20 protein-coding genes and 1 tRNA gene are annotated in these 16,834 nt (G+C 63.8%); 1 reads left to right on the top strand and 20 read right to left on the bottom strand.

Features of this window, described 5'->3' with window-relative positions; all coding sequences use genetic code 11:
• Nucleotides 1–16 precede the first annotated feature (16 nt).
• The 15 genes from I2488_RS16330 to I2488_RS16260 form a co-directional block, all read right to left on the bottom strand.
• The gene (locus tag I2488_RS16330) at nucleotides 17–367 is read right to left on the bottom strand and encodes a response regulator (protein WP_196276875.1); all 351 of its coding nucleotides are present in this window, start codon (nucleotides 365–367) and stop codon (nucleotides 17–19) included.
• Nucleotides 364–1,335, bottom strand: a complete 972-nt coding sequence (locus I2488_RS16325) for a sensor histidine kinase (protein WP_196276874.1) — start codon at nucleotides 1,333–1,335, stop codon at nucleotides 364–366. Before I2488_RS16325 ends, I2488_RS16330 begins: the two co-directional genes overlap by 4 nt.
• A gap of 96 nt (nucleotides 1,336–1,431) precedes the next feature.
• On the bottom strand, nucleotides 1,432–3,360 hold the full coding sequence (locus tag I2488_RS16320; RefSeq protein WP_196276873.1) for a potassium transporter Kup: 1,929 nt from the start codon (nucleotides 3,358–3,360) through the stop codon (nucleotides 1,432–1,434).
• Nucleotides 3,361–3,526: 166 nt separating this feature from the next.
• Nucleotides 3,527–4,225, bottom strand: a complete 699-nt coding sequence (locus tag I2488_RS16315; protein ID WP_196276872.1) for a tetratricopeptide repeat protein — start codon at nucleotides 4,223–4,225, stop codon at nucleotides 3,527–3,529.
• Nucleotides 4,222–4,638, bottom strand: a complete 417-nt coding sequence (locus I2488_RS16310; protein ID WP_196276930.1) for a cytochrome c-type biogenesis protein — start codon at nucleotides 4,636–4,638, stop codon at nucleotides 4,222–4,224. The genes I2488_RS16315 and I2488_RS16310 overlap by 4 nt, the downstream gene beginning before the upstream one ends.
• Before the next feature lie 14 nt (nucleotides 4,639–4,652).
• Nucleotides 4,653–5,204 carry a DsbE family thiol:disulfide interchange protein gene (locus tag I2488_RS16305; protein ID WP_196276871.1) on the bottom strand — a complete coding sequence of 184 codons (552 nt, stop codon included), beginning with the start codon at nucleotides 5,202–5,204 and terminating at the stop codon, nucleotides 4,653–4,655.
• Nucleotides 5,201–7,156 carry a heme lyase CcmF/NrfE family subunit gene (locus tag I2488_RS16300; protein ID WP_196276870.1) on the bottom strand — a complete coding sequence of 652 codons (1,956 nt, stop codon included), beginning with the start codon at nucleotides 7,154–7,156 and terminating at the stop codon, nucleotides 5,201–5,203. Before I2488_RS16300 ends, I2488_RS16305 begins: the two co-directional genes overlap by 4 nt.
• Complete coding sequence (ccmE, locus tag I2488_RS16295) at nucleotides 7,153–7,620, bottom strand: cytochrome c maturation protein CcmE (protein WP_343071097.1); 468 nt, start codon at nucleotides 7,618–7,620, stop codon at nucleotides 7,153–7,155. Before ccmE ends, I2488_RS16300 begins: the two co-directional genes overlap by 4 nt.
• Nucleotides 7,617–7,757: a hypothetical protein gene (locus tag I2488_RS16290; RefSeq protein ID WP_196276869.1), complete on the bottom strand. Its 141-nt coding sequence runs from the start codon at nucleotides 7,755–7,757 to the stop codon at nucleotides 7,617–7,619. Before I2488_RS16290 ends, ccmE begins: the two co-directional genes overlap by 4 nt.
• Nucleotides 7,758–7,764: 7 nt before the next feature.
• On the bottom strand, nucleotides 7,765–8,493 hold the full coding sequence (ccmC, locus tag I2488_RS16285) for a heme ABC transporter permease CcmC (RefSeq protein WP_196276868.1): 729 nt from the start codon (nucleotides 8,491–8,493) through the stop codon (nucleotides 7,765–7,767).
• A gap of 154 nt (nucleotides 8,494–8,647) precedes the next feature.
• Nucleotides 8,648–8,724 (bottom strand) — tRNA-His (locus tag I2488_RS16280).
• An 89-nt stretch (nucleotides 8,725–8,813) separates the two neighbouring features.
• Entirely contained in the window at nucleotides 8,814–9,800 is a 987-nt protein-coding gene (gspK, locus tag I2488_RS16275; RefSeq protein ID WP_196276867.1) for a type II secretion system minor pseudopilin GspK, read from the bottom strand.
• On the bottom strand, nucleotides 9,797–10,393 hold the full coding sequence (gene gspJ / locus I2488_RS16270) for a type II secretion system minor pseudopilin GspJ (RefSeq protein WP_196276866.1): 597 nt from the start codon (nucleotides 10,391–10,393) through the stop codon (nucleotides 9,797–9,799). Before gspJ ends, gspK begins: the two co-directional genes overlap by 4 nt.
• Nucleotides 10,390–10,764: a type II secretion system minor pseudopilin GspI gene (gene gspI, locus I2488_RS16265; protein ID WP_196276865.1), complete on the bottom strand. Its 375-nt coding sequence runs from the start codon at nucleotides 10,762–10,764 to the stop codon at nucleotides 10,390–10,392. Before gspI ends, gspJ begins: the two co-directional genes overlap by 4 nt.
• Complete coding sequence (locus I2488_RS16260; RefSeq protein ID WP_343071096.1) at nucleotides 10,754–11,212, bottom strand: GspH/FimT family pseudopilin; 459 nt, start codon at nucleotides 11,210–11,212, stop codon at nucleotides 10,754–10,756. Before I2488_RS16260 ends, gspI begins: the two co-directional genes overlap by 11 nt.
• Nucleotides 11,213–11,312: 100 nt before the next feature.
• Between I2488_RS16260 and I2488_RS16255 the strand changes: the two genes are divergently transcribed.
• On the top strand, nucleotides 11,313–11,942 hold the full coding sequence (locus I2488_RS16255; protein ID WP_196276863.1) for a prolyl hydroxylase family protein: 630 nt from the start codon (nucleotides 11,313–11,315) through the stop codon (nucleotides 11,940–11,942).
• A gap of 6 nt (nucleotides 11,943–11,948) precedes the next feature.
• Here the strand turns inward: I2488_RS16255 and I2488_RS16250 are convergent, their stop codons facing one another.
• From I2488_RS16250 to bamA, 5 genes are all read right to left on the bottom strand, one after another.
• Nucleotides 11,949–12,389: a MarR family winged helix-turn-helix transcriptional regulator gene (locus tag I2488_RS16250; protein ID WP_196276862.1), complete on the bottom strand. Its 441-nt coding sequence runs from the start codon at nucleotides 12,387–12,389 to the stop codon at nucleotides 11,949–11,951.
• Nucleotides 12,390–12,503: 114 nt separating this feature from the next.
• Nucleotides 12,504–12,728 carry a 50S ribosomal protein L31 gene (gene rpmE, locus I2488_RS16245; protein ID WP_039337458.1) on the bottom strand — a complete coding sequence of 75 codons (225 nt, stop codon included), beginning with the start codon at nucleotides 12,726–12,728 and terminating at the stop codon, nucleotides 12,504–12,506.
• A gap of 99 nt (nucleotides 12,729–12,827) precedes the next feature.
• The gene (fabZ, locus tag I2488_RS16240) at nucleotides 12,828–13,301 is read right to left on the bottom strand and encodes a 3-hydroxyacyl-ACP dehydratase FabZ (RefSeq protein WP_196276861.1); all 474 of its coding nucleotides are present in this window, start codon (nucleotides 13,299–13,301) and stop codon (nucleotides 12,828–12,830) included.
• 26 nt (nucleotides 13,302–13,327) lie between these two features.
• Nucleotides 13,328–14,035 (bottom strand): OmpH family outer membrane protein, encoded by a 708-nt coding sequence (locus tag I2488_RS16235; RefSeq protein ID WP_196276860.1) that lies wholly within the window; start codon nucleotides 14,033–14,035, stop codon nucleotides 13,328–13,330.
• On the bottom strand, nucleotides 14,035–16,674 hold the full coding sequence (gene bamA / locus I2488_RS16230) for an outer membrane protein assembly factor BamA (RefSeq protein ID WP_196276859.1): 2,640 nt from the start codon (nucleotides 16,672–16,674) through the stop codon (nucleotides 14,035–14,037). Before bamA ends, I2488_RS16235 begins: the two co-directional genes overlap by 1 nt.
• Between the last annotated feature and the right edge of the window lie 160 nt (nucleotides 16,675–16,834).

The following is a 16,834-nucleotide window of genomic DNA, read 5'->3' as shown; positions in this document are numbered from 1 at the left end:
CTGCCGCTCCGGCCCATCAGACCGGGAAGAGGCCAGTCAGCTTCTCGATCAGGTGGGCAGAGACATAAGGTTTGCCGAGGATCGGGCGATCTTCAAACGGCGGTTCCACCGATCCGTACCCGGTTGCAATGACAAAGGGGATACCTTGGGCCGAGAGCGCCTCGGCAAGCGGAGCGCCTGACTCGCCCGCGAGGTTCCAGTCGAGCACGGCAGCGTCTATGCCGCCAGCTGCAATCATCTCTAGACCATCGCTGGCCCGGCCCACTGGCCCCAAGGGCTGAGCGCCGTGGTCCTCGAGCGTATCGCACAGCATGGCCGCAACGATGAACTCGTCCTCGACGACGAGTATGCGCTTGCCTTCGATCATTGCGTCGTCCCGTCATTTGCTCGGTCCTGCGGCACTGTCATAAGGCAGCGCAGGCCCTCCTTGTCGTAATCCACTTGGACCTGGCCACCAAGCTGCCGCGGCACGGCCTCGGTCAGCAGGCGCGATCCGAACCCTTTGCGACGCGGCTGTTCGACCACCGGGCCGCCACGTTCGATCCATTCGATGGCCACCATCCCGCCGTCCAGCAGTTTCCACCGGACCGTGACCTTGCCGGCAAGCCCCGAGAGCGCGCCATACTTGATGGCGTTCGTCGCCAGTTCGTGCAGAACCATCACGAGCGACACCGTTGCGCTGGCGGGCATGACCACATCGGGGCCGTCGATCTCCAGCCGCATGTCGTCAGCGCCACAAATCAGCAGCCCCTGCCGGACAATGTCCCTCAGCAGTGCGCCGGACCAGTTGGTGCGACTCAGCGCATCGTGCGCGCCGGACAGTGCGGCCAGACGGTCATTGAAGATGCCAACCCTGCCATCGGCGACTGCGACCCCGCGAAATGTCTGGTGCGCCATCGCCTGCACCACCATCAGCGTGTTCTTGACCCGATGATTCAGCTCGTTGACCAGCAGTTCGAGCTGTTCTTCCAGCTGCTTGCGTTCGGTAATGTCGATGCCGGTGGACTGCGCCACGGACCAGGCACCGCTATCGTCAAACGCGAGGGCATGGTTGCGCCACAACATCCAGCGCGTGCCACCGGCCGTCTCGAACCGGTTCTCGATGGTCAGTTCAGGCTGCGCCGGGCTGAGATGGCGGAGCATCGCGCGGACATGGTCCTGGTCCTCGCCTGTCACGAAATCCCACAGGCTGCGGCCGGTCAATTCATGCGGTTCATGACCGAGCGTTGCCGCATAGGCGCGGTTGACGAACAGGATCGTGCCGTCGGCGCGGAAGCGGCAGACGGTTTCAAGCTGAGCATCCAGAATCTCGCGCAGCAGCGCGGTGTCAGACATGCGGGCGCCCCTGTTTGCCGCGAGTTAAGGAAAACTAACGGAATTGCGCAGGATTCCAATAGCGCGACGGCAAAACGGGACGAACGGAGCGCCGCCTCAAATCTTGAGCTGGCTGCCGAGTTCCACCACGCGGTTGGTTGGCAGGCGGAAGAACTCCATGGCGCTGGCGGCATTGCGCAGCATCCAAGCGAACAGCTTTTCCCGCCAAAGCGCCATGCCCGGCTTGTCCGACGGGATCAGGGTCTGGCGCGAGAGAAAGAAGCTGGTCTTCATCATGTTGAACGGCTCCCCACACATGCTGACGCCCTTGAGCGCGCCGGGGACGTCGGTTTCCTCGAGGAAGCCGAAGCGCAGGGTCAGGCGGTAGAAGCCGTTGCCGAAATCCTTGACCGAGTAGCGCTCGCCCTCGTCCACATAGGGCACGTCCTCGATCGAGACGGTGAGGATGACCACGCGCTCGTGCAGGACCTTGTTGTGCTTGATGTTGTGGAGCAGCGCCGAGGGCACGCCCGCTGCGGTCGAGGCCATGAAGATGGCCGTGCCGGAAACGCGGGCCGCGCTCGAATGGGCAGACTTGGTGAAGACCTCGAGCGGGATCGTGCCCTCGGCCATGTTCTCGCGCATCAGGGCGCGACCGCGCGACCAGGTAGTCAACAAGGTGAAGATGGCAACGCCCATGACCAGCGGCACCCAGCCACCGTCGGGGATCTTGGTCATGTTTGCACCAAGGTACGCCCCGTCGATTGCAAAGAACAACGCGAGCATGGCGATGGCCACCGGCGCCTTCCACTGCCACAGCTTGAACAGCACCACCGCCAGCAGGAAGTTGTCGATCAGCATCGCCCCAGTCACGGCAATACCATAGGCGGCAGTGAGGTTGGACGAGCGCTGGAACACCAGCACCAGCAGGATCACCGCAATCATCAGCGCCCAGTTGATCACCGGGATGTAGATCTGGCCCGCCGCAGTCGAGGTGTGCTTGATCGTCATGCGCGGGATGAAGCCAAGCTGGATCGCCTGTTGCGTCACCGAGAAGGCGCCCGAGATTACCGCCTGCGAGGCGATGACGGCGGCGCACGAGGCGATGAACAGCAGCGGCCACTGGAACCACTCGGGCGCGAGGTAGTAGAACGGGCTTTCCAGCGCTGCCGGATTGCGGATCAGCAGCGAGGCCTGGCCCAGGTAGTTGAGCACCAGCGCCGACAGGACGAAGACCAGCCACGACATGCGGATCGGGCTGCGACCGAAATGGCCCATGTCGGCATAGAGCGCCTCGGCACCGGTCACCGCCAGCACGGCAGCACCCATGGCGAGGAAGCCGCGCCACGGATCGGCAATGAACATCGTTATGGCGTGGTGCGGGCTGAGGGCCGACACCACCTGCGGGTATTCGGCAATGCTGAAGGCACCGAGGACGGCGATCGTGCCGAAGTAGAGCAGCATGATCGGGCCGAAGAAGGTGGCGACCTTCTCCGTTCCGCGGCTCTGGATGAAGAACAGGCCGATCAGGATGCCTACCACCAGCGGGACGATCAGGGGGTGCATGTCCGGCCGATAGACCGCGACGCCTTCGATCGCACCCATGACCGAGACGGCCGGCGTGATCATGGAATCGCCGTAGAACAGGGCCGTGGCGAAGACTCCGAGCAGGATGATCCCCCTGCCCCAGCGCTTGCCATCGGTGTGCTGGTTGATCAGCGCCAGCAAGGCAAGGCTGCCGCCCTCGCCCTTGTTGTCGGCCCGCATGATGATCGAAACGTACTTGAAGGTCACGATGATCATCATCGACCAGAACATCAGGCTGATGATGCCGTAGATGTGGAGCAGATCGAGCGGAAGCTTGTGATGGCCGGCGAAGGTATCGCGCAGGGCGTAGAGCGGGCTGGTACCGATGTCACCGAAGACGACGCCGATGGCGCCGACCGCAAGCTTCATCAGCGAGCCATGCGAATGGCCCGCATGGCCGTGACCTGCAGAGTGCGCAGCTCCGCTGGCAGGTTCGGCGTCGCTGACGGCATTACTCATGGCAACAGTGCCCCCGGCCTCATAGCCTTGATCGCAACCACCGAAAGGGCGGAGCGGCGCGGCGCTTTAGCACCGCCCCAATGCCCTCGCAATGGGCTGGAGAACGGACGCGCGCGAGCATAACGAACGGCATGTCGCACCGTTCCTTGGCAGGATTTTCCTGATTTTATTCAGATGCTTGGCCGGACTCTTGAACCTCAGGCGCAGGTGCCGGAACCGGGGCGCCTGCCGTTGGCGCTCCGGCGCTCGCCGCCAGCATCGAGTCGATCCGCTGGATTCGCTCGGCAAGGTCGGCACGATAGGGAGCATCGTCCGGCGATCGCCGGAGCAATTCCGCCCACATCGCGCGCGCATCCGCGAGCCTGCCGGACTGCGCCAGGGCAAGTCCCATGAAGAACGGCGGGCCGGGATGATCGGGCGCAATCGTTGCCGCCTTCTGGAAGGCGAACTGCGCTGCGGGGGTGATGATGCCATCGCTGTGCCCGACCAGCGCATTGCCGAGCGAGACCCACAGGTCGGCGTCCTTGGGGAACTGCTGCGTGCCCTTGCGCAGAACCTCCGCGGCGGCGCCGTATTGTCCCTGCCGGGCGAGGCCATCGGCGAGGATCATCCAGCTCTGGCCTTGAGCGAATTGGTCGCCCATCTGCTGGCGCTGCTTGACGAGGGCTTCATCGGCGGCGCGCTTGTTCTCGATCGGGGCCTTTGGCGAACCCGGCTCGCCGGGGTGGCCTTGCAGCGCATAGCCGGCGATGCCGACGAGAAGCGCCGCACCCGACAGTTCCCAACCAGCGCGCGGCATCTTGAGCACGAAGGCGAGCAGGCCGAACACGGCGGCGGCAAGCAGCAGGATCAGGAACCAGGTCATTCGCCGCCCTCCGGCTTGGCGCTCTTGCGGAAACGGCCGCGCAGCAGGATCGCCGCGAGCAGCAGGATGACCAGCGGTGCCGCAAACAGCGGCCACATGATCGGCTTGTTCTGCGGCGCATAGCTGACGTAATCGCCATAGCGCTCGATCAGCCATGCCCGGATCGCTTCGGGGTCCTCTCCTGCCTTGATACGGGTGCGCACCTGATGTCGCATGTCGCCAGCCATCGGCGCATCGGAGTCCGAGATCGCCTGGCTCTGGCACTTGAGGCAGCGCAGCGTTTCCATCAGCGCCTGAGCCTTGGCCTCCTCCGCCGGATCCTCAAGCTGCTTGTAGGCATAGGGGGCGGGAGGCAGCAGGTCCTGTGCCGCCAGCGGCGGGGCAAGGAGTGCCAGCACCGCAAAGGCGAGCATGGTGAAGAGATGCTTCACTGCCCTGCCTCCTTCAGCTTCGCGAGGATAAGCGGCATGTCCTCTTCCCGGATCTCGCCGATGTGCTGGTAACGGATCACGCCTTTGCCATCGATCACGAACGTCTCGGGCACACCGGACGAGCCGATTGCCAACTGGACCTGTGAGAGATCGTCCTTGCCAATACGGGCGAAAGGATTGCCGTTGGTGGCCAGAAAACGAGCGAGATCCTCGCGGCGGTCACGGATGGCGACGCCATCGATCTCGACCCCCTGCCGGGCCAGCGCAGCCAGTTGCGGGCTTTCGATCGCGCAAGGCACGCACCAGCTGGCAAAGACATTGAGCAGCTTGGGCTTGCCCACCTTGAAGTCGTTCGTGGCAAGGCCGGGGCGGTCTTCGGTAGCCGCTTCCAGATTGAACTGTGGCAGAGGCTTGCCGATGAACGCGCTCGCCACTTCGCGGTCAGCGGGGCGGACAAGCCCCCAGATCACCAGAGCGAAGAAGCCGCCAAACAGGATCAGCGGCAGCCAGATGGCAAGGCCGGAGCGTTTTGGTGCAGGCTCGATCACTTGAGCTGCTCCTGCTGCGACTTGCGGTATGCGATCTTGTCCTCGGCGCGGAGGCGTTTGATGTCGTGCACGACGCGGCCAATCAGCGCGAGCAGGCCACCGAACGCCACCAGCAGTCCGCCGAGCCAAAGGAGCGGCACGAACGGCTTCCACCAGAAGCGCATCTGCCAGCGTCCATCCTCACCCTCGTTGCCGAGCACGGCATAGAGCTGGCCGTTCCACCGGGTGTGCAACGCGGATTCGGTGCGCTCGCCCGGAGGTGAGGTGAAAGTGCGGGCTTGCGGGTGCAGCGTCACCGGCGTTCCGCCCTTGTACGATGCGCTGACGGTGGCTTCGAGGGCTGTCCAGTTAGGGCCAGCAACCGGCTCGATGTTTTCCAGCTTGAGCGAGATCGGTCCGACGGCCTGGGTATCGCCGACATTCATTGCGGCAAGGCGCTCGGTCGAGAACGCACTTTCGGCAGCGGCGCCGAGCAGTGCCACCGCAATGCCGAAGTGACCGAAGACCATGCCGTAGACCGAAAGCGGTGTGCGGCGCAGGTTGCGACCGCGCAGCGGGAACCAGCTTGCGACGGCAAGCCCTATCCCCACGGCAATGCCCAGCATCGGCAAAACGCGGATACCCGGGGCCATGATTGCCACGGCGAGCAGGACCAGCGCCGCGAGCAGAGCGGGCACGGCGACGGTAGCGGTGATCCGCCCCGGCTTGTCCTTGCGCCAGCGCAGCAGCGGGCCGACCGTCATCACCATCATCATCGGGATCGCGAAGATCGCCGAGACCGGGTTGAAGTACGGCGGCCCGACCGACACCTTGGCTCCAAAAGCTTCGGTAAGCAAAGGATAGAGGGTGCCGAGCAGCACGATGCCGAGAATGCCGCAGAGCATCACGTTGTTGAACACGAGGCTGGATTCACGGCTGAACACGCTGAAGCGCTCACCCTCGGTAACAGTCGAAGCGCGGATGCCGAACAGCGCCAGCGCGCCGCCGATGTAGATCGCCAGCAGGGCAAGAATGAACGAGCCGCGTTCGGGATCGACTGCAAAAGCGTGTACCGAGGTGAGGATGCCCGAACGCACGAGGAACGTGCCGACCATCGACATCGAGAAGGCAATCACGCCGAGCATCACGGTCCACGCGCGCAGGGCGTTGCGGCTTGCCAGCACCGAAGCGGAGTGCAGCAGCGCGGTCGCCGCGAGCCACGGCATCAGCGAGGCGTTCTCGACCGGGTCCCAGAACCACCAGCCGCCCCAGCCGAGCGTATAGTACGCCCAGTAGGACCCGGCGGTGATACCCACTGTCAGGAAAATCCATGCGCCCAGCACCCACGGACGCATCGCGCGGGCAAAGGCGGGGCCGACGTCACGCGTGATCAGCGCGCCGATGGCAAAGCTGAAGGCAACCGAGAGGCCGACATAGCCGACGTAAAGCGTCGGCGGGTGGAAGGCGAGGCCGATGTCCTGCAGCAGCGGGTTCAGCCCTGCCCCTTCGGGCGCTGGTTCAGGAAGGCGTTCGAACGGGTTCGACGACAGCAGGAGGAAGGCGTAAAAGCCAAGGCTGACGAAGGCCTGTCCCGCGAGCGTCGCCAGCAGGGTATCCTCCCGCAGCCGCTTCTCGACCAGCGCGACAACGCCGCCCGAGACGGCCATGATCGTCACCCACAGCAGCATCGAGCCTTCGTGGTTGCCCCAGGTGCCCGCCAGTTTGAAGATGAACGGCTTCATCGAGTGGCTGTTCTCGGCCACCAGCTTCACCGAAAGGTCGGTCTCGAGAAACAGATCGATCAGGCAGAAGAACGAAACCGCGACCAGCGCACCCTGCATCACCGCCAGTGGCCGAACGACGCCTGCGAGCGCCTTGCCACTGGGGCGCAGGGCCGAAAACCCGGCGAAAAGCTGCAGCACGGCAAGTGCCGCCGCCATCCACAATACGGCAAGACCCAGTTCGGCTATCATTTGGTTTCGGCCACCACTTCCTTGGCCTGTGCGGCGGTCATGTCGCCCATCTGGCGGGGAACGTACTTCTCGTCATGCTTGGCGAGGAGGTTGTCGGCGACGAAGGTTTCGCCCTCCATGCGCCCTTCGGCGACGACGCCGGAGCCTTCTACGAAAAGATCCGGCGTGATGCCGGTATAGCGAACAGGCACCCGCGCCTTGCCATCGCCGACGATGAAATCGATCGTAACGCCATCAGCGCGTGTCTTGAGCGAACCCTTCTCGACCATGCCACCGAGGCGAATGGCCCGGCCCTGCTCCGGCTTGTCCTTCACCAGATCGCTCGGCACGTAGAAGTAGCTGGCTTGGTTGGACAGGGCATAGGCCGCAAGCAGCCCTGCCCCGACAAGCGCCACGAGCGCGATGACCAGCAGGACGAGCCGCTGATGCTTGGGCTTGATGCCGCCGGTTGAATTGGTGCTCACTTGCCTCTCACCTTGTCACGACGGCGCTCCGCCCGGACCATCGCCAAAAGCGTCCAGCCGACCAGCACCAAGGTGCCGATCACGCCGATCGCCAAGGCTGCTGCCACATAATCCCACTGCTGAAGACCTTCGCGCATCGTAAGCTTACGCCATCGCTTTCCGGCGCAGACGCGCCTCGGCCTGAATATCGGCCAGAAGAGTGCGCATCCGCGCGAGGACCACCCCGCCGAACACCAGGCTGAAGCCCAGCGCGGCGATCAGCAGCGGCCAGAGGAACGTGCCGTCGATCGAGGACTTGCCCATGGTGATCGAAGGTGGCTGATGTAGGCTGTTCCACCACACCACCGACCGGTTGATGATCGGAATATTGATCGCGCCGACGAGGCCGAAGATCGCGGTAATGCGGCTTCCACCGCCTCCGCCCGCCATGTCGCGCTGCGCTGCGCCGGACAGGGCGATATAGCCGAAATAGAGGAACAGCAGGATGAGGAAGCTGGTCAACCGGCCATCCCACACCCACCACGTGCCCCAGGTCGGCCGCGCCCAGATCGAGCCGGTGGCGAGGCAGATCGCGGTGAAAGTTGCGCCTGGAACTGCCGCCGCACGTCCGGCGATGGCGGCCAGCGGATGACGCCAGACAAGCTCGACGAGACTGGCGATGGCAATCGTCGACCATCCGGCCATGCCCAGCCAAGCTGCGGGGACGTGAATGAACAGAATGCGGACCGTATCGCCCATCAGGCGATCGGGCGGCACGACGATCACGCCATAGAGCACCGCCCCCATTGCCAGGAGCAGGCCGGTCACCAGAAGCAGCGGCATCATCCAGCGGGCTAGGCGCAGGAAACGGGCGGGATTGGCAAATCCGTGCATGGGCGCGGGGAATCTGATCCTTCTCCCGGCGACCCCCGCCGCCGGTCTGTCAACGCTCTGCCACTTGCCGCGGCACTGGGCAAGCGCAATGGCATCGAGCCATACCAAAAGGCGAGGCCGGGCCGGAGAAAATGTCTTTGATGTCAGGAGAGAATGGGGCGACCGATGGGGTTCGAACCCACGACCTCCGGTACCACAAACCGGCGCTCTAACCAACTGAGCTACGGTCGCCACATTGCTGCGCAGGTTTCCCCTGCGCGGGCTGGCCCCTTTGCAGAAAGGCGCGACAAAGGGAAGCGGAAATTTGCCCCGTGGGAGAATTAGCGGCTGAACCTGTCGCCCCAGCTCCGAAAGGCGACGCGCGGCGGGTTCACGCCAACATCGATCAGTGCCTGTTCCTCGACGCTAACCGAATCGACCGTGACCGTCTGGGTGAGGAGAAACCAGCGGCTGCGCACCTGCAACTGGTTCAGCGGCACGCCAGCGGCACCGTTGCCACCAAGCCCGCGCAAGGCATCTTCAGCGTTTGCCCAACCGAGAGCCGGACGCGCCGCCAGCAAGGCTCGCGCCCGCTCTGCCGGAATTGCAGCGGGAGCGATCATCGTCAGCAACAGCGCCTGATCGGGCCGCAGGGTATTGACGTTGATCGGCGAAAGGTCAGCCCCTGGCAACGCACAGAGCCAAGGCCGCATCCGCTCGTAGAACTGCGGCGTCATGCCCCGGACGGCGCGGATCTCGCTGACATCGCCGATCAGGCGCCCCGCCGTGCGATAGGGCACGGCCTGTCCCTGATAGCTGTCGTCCTCGGCGCCATTGGGCGCGGGGAGATTGTCGCTGTCGATCCAGTCGGTGATCGAATCGGTGATGATCGCAGATTCCGCTTCGGGGATCGCAAGCGCCTTCATCAGTGCGCGCATCTGGTTGAGGCCCACCAACCTCAAACGCAGCGTCCCCTGCACATCGGCTTCGACCAGCGAATTGAGGTTGAAACAGTTTCCAGCATCGTCCACCCGCGCCATCACCGTCCCGCGCGGCAGAGGCAGCGGAAAATCACGTCCGAGCAGTCCGGTGCGATCGACCGTCCGCTCCGGCGAGGTATCGACCAAGGCCTTGATCCGCGCCATGGCCAGCGTTTCGGCGCTGGTGGCATAGAGGCGGGCCTGCGTCATCGCCTGGCCGTTGGCGGCAAGCCGGGTGGCAAGGTTGAGACGTTCGAGCATAATCGCCGCGATCACCGCCATGACCGCAACGAGCAACAGCACCGACAGCAGCGCCGCACCGCGCTCGCGTGGATCGCCGGACCTCATTGGTAATTGACCCCGACCAGCGAGACCACGCGCAAGGGGGGCAAGCCCCTTTGCGGCACCAGCAGTTCGATCGCCACGGGAAGTTCGGTAGACAGTTGCGGGTCCCAGCGATCGCGCCAGTTTCCATCCTTTGTCCGGAAGCGCACGACGGGGGGCGAACTCAACGGCAGCACGTCCGCCCCTGCTTCCGGCGCCGCGCCATCAGGATAGGGATAGCCCGCGCGGACCAACGCCTTGGCGGTGATGCGGTATTCCACCTTCTGCAAGCCCGGACGCGGGGCACCGTCGACATTGTCCCAGCCGCTGCGGGTGAAGCGGATCAGCACGCCTTCGCTGTTGGCCTCGAACGCCGGCCTTGGCGTGCCGGACTGGTCGCGCGATGGGCGAGGCACCGCTTGCGCCATGTCCGCCGTCCAGACCGACAGGAACCGCCGCTCGTTGGCAATGCTCTCGGTCTTGTCCCGGCTCGCAAGTTCGGCATCGACCGAGAAACGGAGGAGCCCCAGCGCACCTGTCGCGATCACGGCAAAAAGCGCGAGCGCGACCAGCATCTCGACCAGAGTAAAGCCGTTGCGCGAAGGCTGAGCGCTCATGCGCCGGGCAACCGGGTGAAATCGAGCGTAAAGGCTTGGCTCTGCGCGCCCGGCGTGGTCTCGCGAACCGACAGCGTGATGCCAAGGACGCCATAATCTGCCTGTCGCGCCACGACGCGGGTCCACTGGAAGCGCCGCCCAGCGTTCTCGATCGTCCCGCTCGCTGTTCCGACCGGCGGAGGTGCGGGATCGGTCATGATCTCCGCCGCCATGTTCTGCGCCACGATCTCGCGCAGCAGCCGCTGGTCAAGATCGGCAGTGCGCGCAATGCTCGCCCCTTCCATCTGCAGGAGGGCCAGCGCGGCAATCGCGAAGACGGCGAGCGCCACCAGCATTTCGAGCAAGGTAAAGCCGTTGCGTTCAGGTGCCATCGACCGACACCTTTCCGTCGCGGCGCAGGTGGATCGACAGCGTCGCCCCGTCGCGCCTCAGGCGTACCACCGCATCGGTACTGGCAAGGCCAAGCGAATCGAAGACGATGCGCTGCCTGCCCAGATCAGCGCGGGTGCTGTCGTTCCAGCCTGTCAGATCGAATCCCCTCCCTGGAAGTGGCTGCCAGTTCCCTTCGACGCGACGTTCGAAATAGTAGCCCCGCTCGCTCACCACCAGTGCAACCGGTCGGGCGCCGACAATAGCTTCGTCGCGCGCCGCCAGCGTCCGCGCGGCGAAACGCTCGGCCTCGTCGCGCAGTTTGCGTTCGTTGCCGGGGAGCGTGAGGACGGCCGCGGTTGCCAACAGTCCAATGATGAAGACAACGACCATCATCTCGACAAGCGAGAAGCCATTGCGAACCGGGTTCGAGGCGGGAAGGCTGATCACGTTGGGTCGCATGTGCATGGATCATGACCGGCTTATCGCCAAGATGCCACCGGCTTCAAGTTGCAGGGGCCTGTTCCGGTGGGTTAGACAAGCCACGACCATGGCCAGCAGTGAAACCTCCTCCGAACGCCTCCTCTCGGTACCGGGGATCATGCGCGTGCCGACGCCGCGACTCGAGATGTTCGTGCTGCGCAATTTTCTGTCGGACGAAGAGTGCGCGTCGCTCATCGCCAGGATCGACCGTGATCGCCGTCCCTCGACGATCGCCGATGGCAATGGGGACAACTACTTCCGCACCAGCGAAACCTGCGATCTGCCGATGCAGGAGCCCGATGTGGTCGCTCTGGACGAGAGGCTTTCGCAGCTGTCGGGCATAGACCGTCAGTTCGGCGAGCCGATCCAGGGCCAGCGCTACGAGCCCGGACAGGAGTTCAAGGCCCATACGGACTACTTCGATCCGCACGGCGCCGATTTCCGACGCTACTGCAATGTCGCGGGACAGCGCACCTGGACCTTCATGGCCTATCTGAACGATGTCGAGGCGGGTGGTGCGACGCGGTTCAAGGTGATCGACAAGATGATCCAGCCGGAACGTGGCAAGCTGGTCTGCTGGAACAACCGGCGGCCCGATGGTTCGGTGAACCCGGCAACGCTGCATCACGCCATGAAGGTGCGCAAGGGCCTGAAGTACGTGATTACCAAATGGTATCGCGAACGACCCTGGGTCTGATCGGGCTCAGCCTTCTTCGTCGCCACTGCGAACAGAACGGATGACCGGAAGGCAACGGAACAGCACCTCGGTATCGGGCGCGCCAAGCAGTTCGGTGAAGCGGGTCTCGTGCCGTTCGATCCGCGCCAGCGCCTCGTCCGCAATGGTCCTGCCTGCATCGGTCAGCGTCAGCGCATGACTGCGTCCGTCGATCCGTCGGCGCTCTACCAGCCCTCGGTCCATCAGGCGGGAGATGATCGGCACCATGTTCGCTCGCTTGATCGCCAGCACTTGCCCGACCTCGGTCTGCGAACAATCGGGATTTTCGGCGATCACCAGCAGCGTCGTCACTTCTGCGGGACGAAGGTCCAGATCGGCCAACTCACGTCCGAGATCGGCCATCATCACTGCGGATGCACGGCGCAGTTGATAGCCGAGGCGGCCTTCGAGAGAATTGGTGAGCGTCATGCCATGTTCTTTAGGACAGCTATCGCCGATAGCAATATGCCACGCTCGGACCGAGCCGCAAAAGAAAAGGGCGGCCCGAAGCCGCCCTTTCCGTCAACCATCTGACGCCCGCGCTTAGCGCTTGAGCGAGAGACCGCCGAAGCGCTTGTTGAACTGCGCAACGCGGCCGCCCTGGTCGAGCTGGCGCGTACCGCCGGTCCATGCCGGGTGCGAGGTCGGGTCGATTTCGAGAGCGAGCGTGTCGCCTTCCTTGCCCCAGGTGGAGCGGGTCTCGAAAACGGTGCCGTCGGTCATCTGCACCTTGATCATGTGGTAGTCGGGGTGAATGCCAGTCTTCATGGGTCTTGCTCCGGTGCGCAGCCGGTTCCGACCGGCCGCTAGAATCTGTAAGGGCGCGCGCCTAGCGGAAAGCCGCAAGGATGTCCAGCACCAGCGGGTTCAGCTGTCGGCGATCATCGCGGTGAAGCTGACCTCGCAGGTCACCTTGTCACCCACCATGGCCCTGCCCGCGAACTTGCAGACGCGCGAGCGCTTCTGGGTGAACTCCACGTGCAGGTCGAGCAGCACGCCGGGTTCCACCGGATTGCGGAACTTCGCTTCCTCGATCGCCATGAAGTAGACGAGCTTGCCCGAGCCGGCGAGCCCGAGCGACTCCACTGCAAGCACGCCGGCAGCCTGCGCCAGCGCCTCGATCTGGAGCACGCCCGGCATGATCGGACGGCCGGGGAAATGCCCCTGGAAGAACTGCTCGTTCATCGACACGGCCTTCACCGCATGGATGCGCTCATTGAGCGTAAGCGAAGCGACGCGATCGACCAGCAACAGGGGATAGCGATGCGGCAGCGCCGCCATCACCTTGCGCACGTCGTAATCGGTGATCACGCCCTGAGGCGCGGTCTGTTCCTCGGACATTCTACCCGGCCCCCGACGTGAAGGCCTTAGCGGCCTTCAGGCGCCTTCTTCGCGGGCTGAGCGGCAGCCGGAGCGGCCGGCTGCTGAGCAGCCTGCGCCTGGGCCTGCTGTTCACGCTGCGCACGCGGCATCCAGCCAGCGGGCGGGATCAGCTGAGCCGACGGGATCATCGCATTCAGCTCGTTCAGGATATCCTGGTTCAGGTTGTAGACCTGACCAGCCTTGATCACCGACTGCGAATCGATCACCAGCGTGATCTTCTTCTTGTCCATCGCGGCCTGGGTGGCGGCGTCCAGCCTGTCGCCGATCTGTTCGAGCACGTACTGCTGCGAAAGGTTCAGCGGCTCGAGGATCTTCTGGATCTCGGCCTGGCCAGCCTGTTCGATCTGCTGGATCTGCTCGTACTGGGCCTGAAGCGCGGCGCGGTTCGGATTGGCAGCCTTCGAATCGTTCTGCAGCTTGTCGACCAGCGGCTTGAGCTGGGCTTCGATCTGCGCCTTGCGAGCATTGGCCTGATCGATCTGCGGCTTGTAGGTCACCGGACGCTGCTGCTGCGAGGTCTGGTAAGCAGCCGAGGCGGCAACGATTGCGGGCGGATTGGCAATGGCGATGCCCGAAACAACGCCGGAGGAGACGGGAGCAGGCGCTGCCTTGTCGTCCTTGGCAGCGAAAGCGGGAGTGGCGGCAGCAATCGCGATGCCGGCGAGAAGCGCAGAAGCGTAACGGGTCTTCATCAGAACTGGGTTCCCACGTTGAAAGTGAAAGTCTTGGGGTCGTCGCCGTTGGCCTTCTTGAGGACCTTGGCAAAGTCTAGGCGGAACGGTCCGAACGGCGAGTTCCAGTTGACGCCGATACCGACCGAGACGCGGGGCGAAAGCGTATCGCCGACGTATTCTTCGATATAGCGGGTGGCAGTGTTGGCAGTGCCATCCGATGCCGTCGGACTGTCGGTAATCTTGCCGGTGAGCTTGTCGGTATAATAGACGACGTTGTTCGGGTTCTGCGTCAGAGGGTTCGAAATGCCCCAGACAGCACCGGCGTCGACGTAGATCGATGGGCGCAGTCCCAGTTCGCGCGCGCCCGAACCCAGCGGGATTTCGAGTTCCGCGCGGGTCAGGTAGTAGTACTTGCCGCCGAGAGCGTCATCCACCCACTGGTTGCGGTCTGTGGACGCCGTATCGGGCGTGCCATCGTTGTTGCTGTCGATGGTCAGGAACTTGCGCAGCACGCGCGGGCCGACGCCGCGAATGTCGAAACCGCGGATCTGCGGCTCGCCCAAGAAGAAGCGGTCGGTCAGGCGGACGTCGTCGATCGTCGGATCGTTCGAGCGGCTTGCCAGCGCCTTGATGATCCCGCCTTCGCCGCGTAGCGAGAAGATGAAGCCACCGCCAACTGGCCAGAACTTCGAGGCGTTTGCAGTCAGGCGCGCGTACTTCACCGAACCACCGAGGCCGGCAACATCGCCGCTGAGCACGAGCTGCGTACCACGGCTCGGGCGCAGGCGGTTGTCCAAGGTGTCGTAGACCAGCGAGGCGCCGAGGATTGAACTGGTACGCTTGCCGATGGCGTCGCAGAGGTAGCGACCGGCGAGCAGAATGCTGCACTGTCCGTTGACGTAGAACGTGCCCTGGTCGAGCGTCACGTCGTCGAGATTGAACGTGTAGCGCCCGATCAGCGACATGTACTCGGTCAGCGGCACACCGACACGCGCCGAGAAGCCGGTCGTCGCCTGCTTGTAGGTCGTGTTGCGGTTCGAATTGAACTGGTTGAAGCTGTTGAGATCGCGGCGATAGACGTCAACGCCAAGCGAGATGTTCTTGTCGAACACGTAAGGCTCGGTGAAGCTCACCTGCACGGCGCGGGTGAAGCGCGAATAGTCGACAGAGAGGCCGATGGTCTGTCCGCGACCGCGGAAGTTGTTCTGACGGATCGAGCCCTGGAAGATGAAGCTCTCAAGGCTCGAGAAGCCAGCTGAAAGCTGGAGTTCGCCAGTAGGCCTTTCTTCCACGTTGGCTTCAAGAACGATGCGATCAGGCGCGCTGCCCGGCTTCTGCTCGACCTCGAACTTCTCCTGGAAGTAGCCGAGCGACTTGATGCGGTTGGTCGAGCGCTTGACCTGGAAGGTGTTGAACGCATCACCCTCGGCCAGACGGAATTCGCGGCGGACGACCTTGTCCTGCGTCAGCGTGTTGCCGTTGACGTCAACGCGCTCGACATAGACGCGCGGCGCTTCGGCGATGCGGAAGGTGACCGACATCGTCAGGTCATCCTTGTTGCGCGAGAAGTCCGGGCGAACGTCGGCAAAGGCATAGCCGAATGCGCCCGCCGTCTCGGTCAGCGCGTCGACCTGGTCTTCGACCATCTTGGCGTTGTACCAGTCACCCTGCTTGATCGGCAGGCGCTTGGACATGGCGTCGCTGTCGAAGTCGCGCAGCTGGCTGTCGACCTTGACGTCACCGAACTTGTAACGATCGCCCTCTTCCACCACGTAAGTGATGATGAAGTCGCGCTTGTCGGGCGTCAGTTCGGCAACGGCAGAGACCACGCGGAAGTCAGCATAGCCTTCTGTCAGATAGAACTGGCGGAGCTTCTGCTGGTCAAAAGCAAGGCGGTCAGGGTCATAGCTGGTGCCGGACGAGAACAGGCGGAAGAAGCGCGCCTGCTTGGTCACCATCTCGCCGCGCAGCTTGCCATCGGAGAACTTCTCGTTGCCGATGATGTTGATCTGGCGGACCTTGGACTTCGGCCCCTCGCTGATCTCGAACACGATGTCGACGCGGTTCTGGTCAAGCATGACCATCTTCGGCTCGACCGTCGCGGCAAAGCGGCCCTGGCGCTTGTACAGTTCGATGATGCGGGCAACGTCGGCGCGGACCTTGGAACGCGTGAAGATCTGGCGCGCCGCGAGCTTGATCTCGGGCAGGATCTTGTCTTCCTTGAGGCGCTTGTTGCCCTCTAGGATGATGCGGTTGATGACCGGGTTTTCCTTGACCTGCACCACAACATCGCCCGCGTTGTTGCGGATCGAGACGTCGGCGAACAGTTCGGTCGCGTAAAGGTCCTTCAGCGCCTGGTCGCCCAGCGCCTGGGTATAGGTCTGGCCGGGGCGCAGGCGAATGTACGAAAGGATCGTATCGGGTTCGAGGCGCTGCGAACCCTGCACGGTAACCGTGCGGATCACGTCGCCAGCCGGTGCCGGCGCCAGAACCGGTGCAGGCGCTGCGGGTGCAGCAGGTTGGGCGACCGGAGCCACCGCCTGCGCCGATGCCGCGCCCGGAACCGCAACCAGAGCGCTCGTGGCCAGAAGGCTCACGCACAGCGGGGAAGCCTTGGCGTTCCGAATTCTTGCCCGGCCCGCGTTACGTCCAATCATCACCAAGCGCCATCCCGTAATAAAGTGGCCGCAGGACGCCCGCGAGGAAGTCCGGCCGCGGCAAGCAATGTAGCCCTCTGCCCGATGCCACAAGGCCAATCAAGCAAACATTGCCCCGCATTTCTGTGGAAAGACATTATGTGGAAATCCGCCCGTCACC

Origin of the sequence: Novosphingobium jiangmenense (genome assembly GCF_015694345.1) — a bacterium.
Classification (GTDB): domain Bacteria; phylum Pseudomonadota; class Alphaproteobacteria; order Sphingomonadales; family Sphingomonadaceae; genus Novosphingobium; species Novosphingobium jiangmenense.
This window is presented reverse-complemented; position numbering and strand designations above follow the sequence as displayed.

Excerpts from the sequence above, each read along its gene's own strand:
- fabZ (WP_196276861.1), bottom strand. The coding sequence starts at position 13,301 with ATGTCCGAGGAACAGACCGCGCCTCAGGGCGTGATCACCGATTACGAC.
- gspK (WP_196276867.1), bottom strand. The coding sequence starts at position 9,800 with ATGAGGTCCGGCGATCCACGCGAGCGCGGTGCGGCGCTGCTGTCGGTG.
- ccmC (WP_196276868.1), bottom strand. The coding sequence starts at position 8,493 with ATGCACGGATTTGCCAATCCCGCCCGTTTCCTGCGCCTAGCCCGCTGG.
- bamA (WP_196276859.1), bottom strand. The coding sequence starts at position 16,674 with ATGATTGGACGTAACGCGGGCCGGGCAAGAATTCGGAACGCCAAGGCT.
- I2488_RS16310 (WP_196276930.1), bottom strand. The coding sequence starts at position 4,638 with ATGCTCGCCTTTGCGGTGCTGGCACTCCTTGCCCCGCCGCTGGCGGCA.
- I2488_RS16325 (WP_196276874.1), bottom strand. The coding sequence starts at position 1,335 with ATGTCTGACACCGCGCTGCTGCGCGAGATTCTGGATGCTCAGCTTGAA.
- I2488_RS16235 (WP_196276860.1), bottom strand. The coding sequence starts at position 14,035 with ATGAAGACCCGTTACGCTTCTGCGCTTCTCGCCGGCATCGCGATTGCT.
- rpmE (WP_039337458.1), bottom strand. The coding sequence starts at position 12,728 with ATGAAGACTGGCATTCACCCCGACTACCACATGATCAAGGTGCAGATG.
- I2488_RS16330 (WP_196276875.1), bottom strand. The coding sequence starts at position 367 with ATGATCGAAGGCAAGCGCATACTCGTCGTCGAGGACGAGTTCATCGTT.
- gspI (WP_196276865.1), bottom strand. The coding sequence starts at position 10,764 with ATGGCACCTGAACGCAACGGCTTTACCTTGCTCGAAATGCTGGTGGCG.
- I2488_RS16290 (WP_196276869.1), bottom strand. The coding sequence starts at position 7,757 with ATGCGCGAAGGTCTTCAGCAGTGGGATTATGTGGCAGCAGCCTTGGCG.
- I2488_RS16250 (WP_196276862.1), bottom strand. The coding sequence starts at position 12,389 with ATGACGCTCACCAATTCTCTCGAAGGCCGCCTCGGCTATCAACTGCGC.
- I2488_RS16255 (WP_196276863.1), top strand. The coding sequence starts at position 11,313 with ATGGCCAGCAGTGAAACCTCCTCCGAACGCCTCCTCTCGGTACCGGGG.
- I2488_RS16300 (WP_196276870.1), bottom strand. The coding sequence starts at position 7,156 with ATGATAGCCGAACTGGGTCTTGCCGTATTGTGGATGGCGGCGGCACTT.
- I2488_RS16320 (WP_196276873.1), bottom strand. The coding sequence starts at position 3,360 with ATGAGTAATGCCGTCAGCGACGCCGAACCTGCCAGCGGAGCTGCGCAC.
- gspJ (WP_196276866.1), bottom strand. The coding sequence starts at position 10,393 with ATGAGCGCTCAGCCTTCGCGCAACGGCTTTACTCTGGTCGAGATGCTG.
- I2488_RS16315 (WP_196276872.1), bottom strand. The coding sequence starts at position 4,225 with ATGACCTGGTTCCTGATCCTGCTGCTTGCCGCCGCCGTGTTCGGCCTG.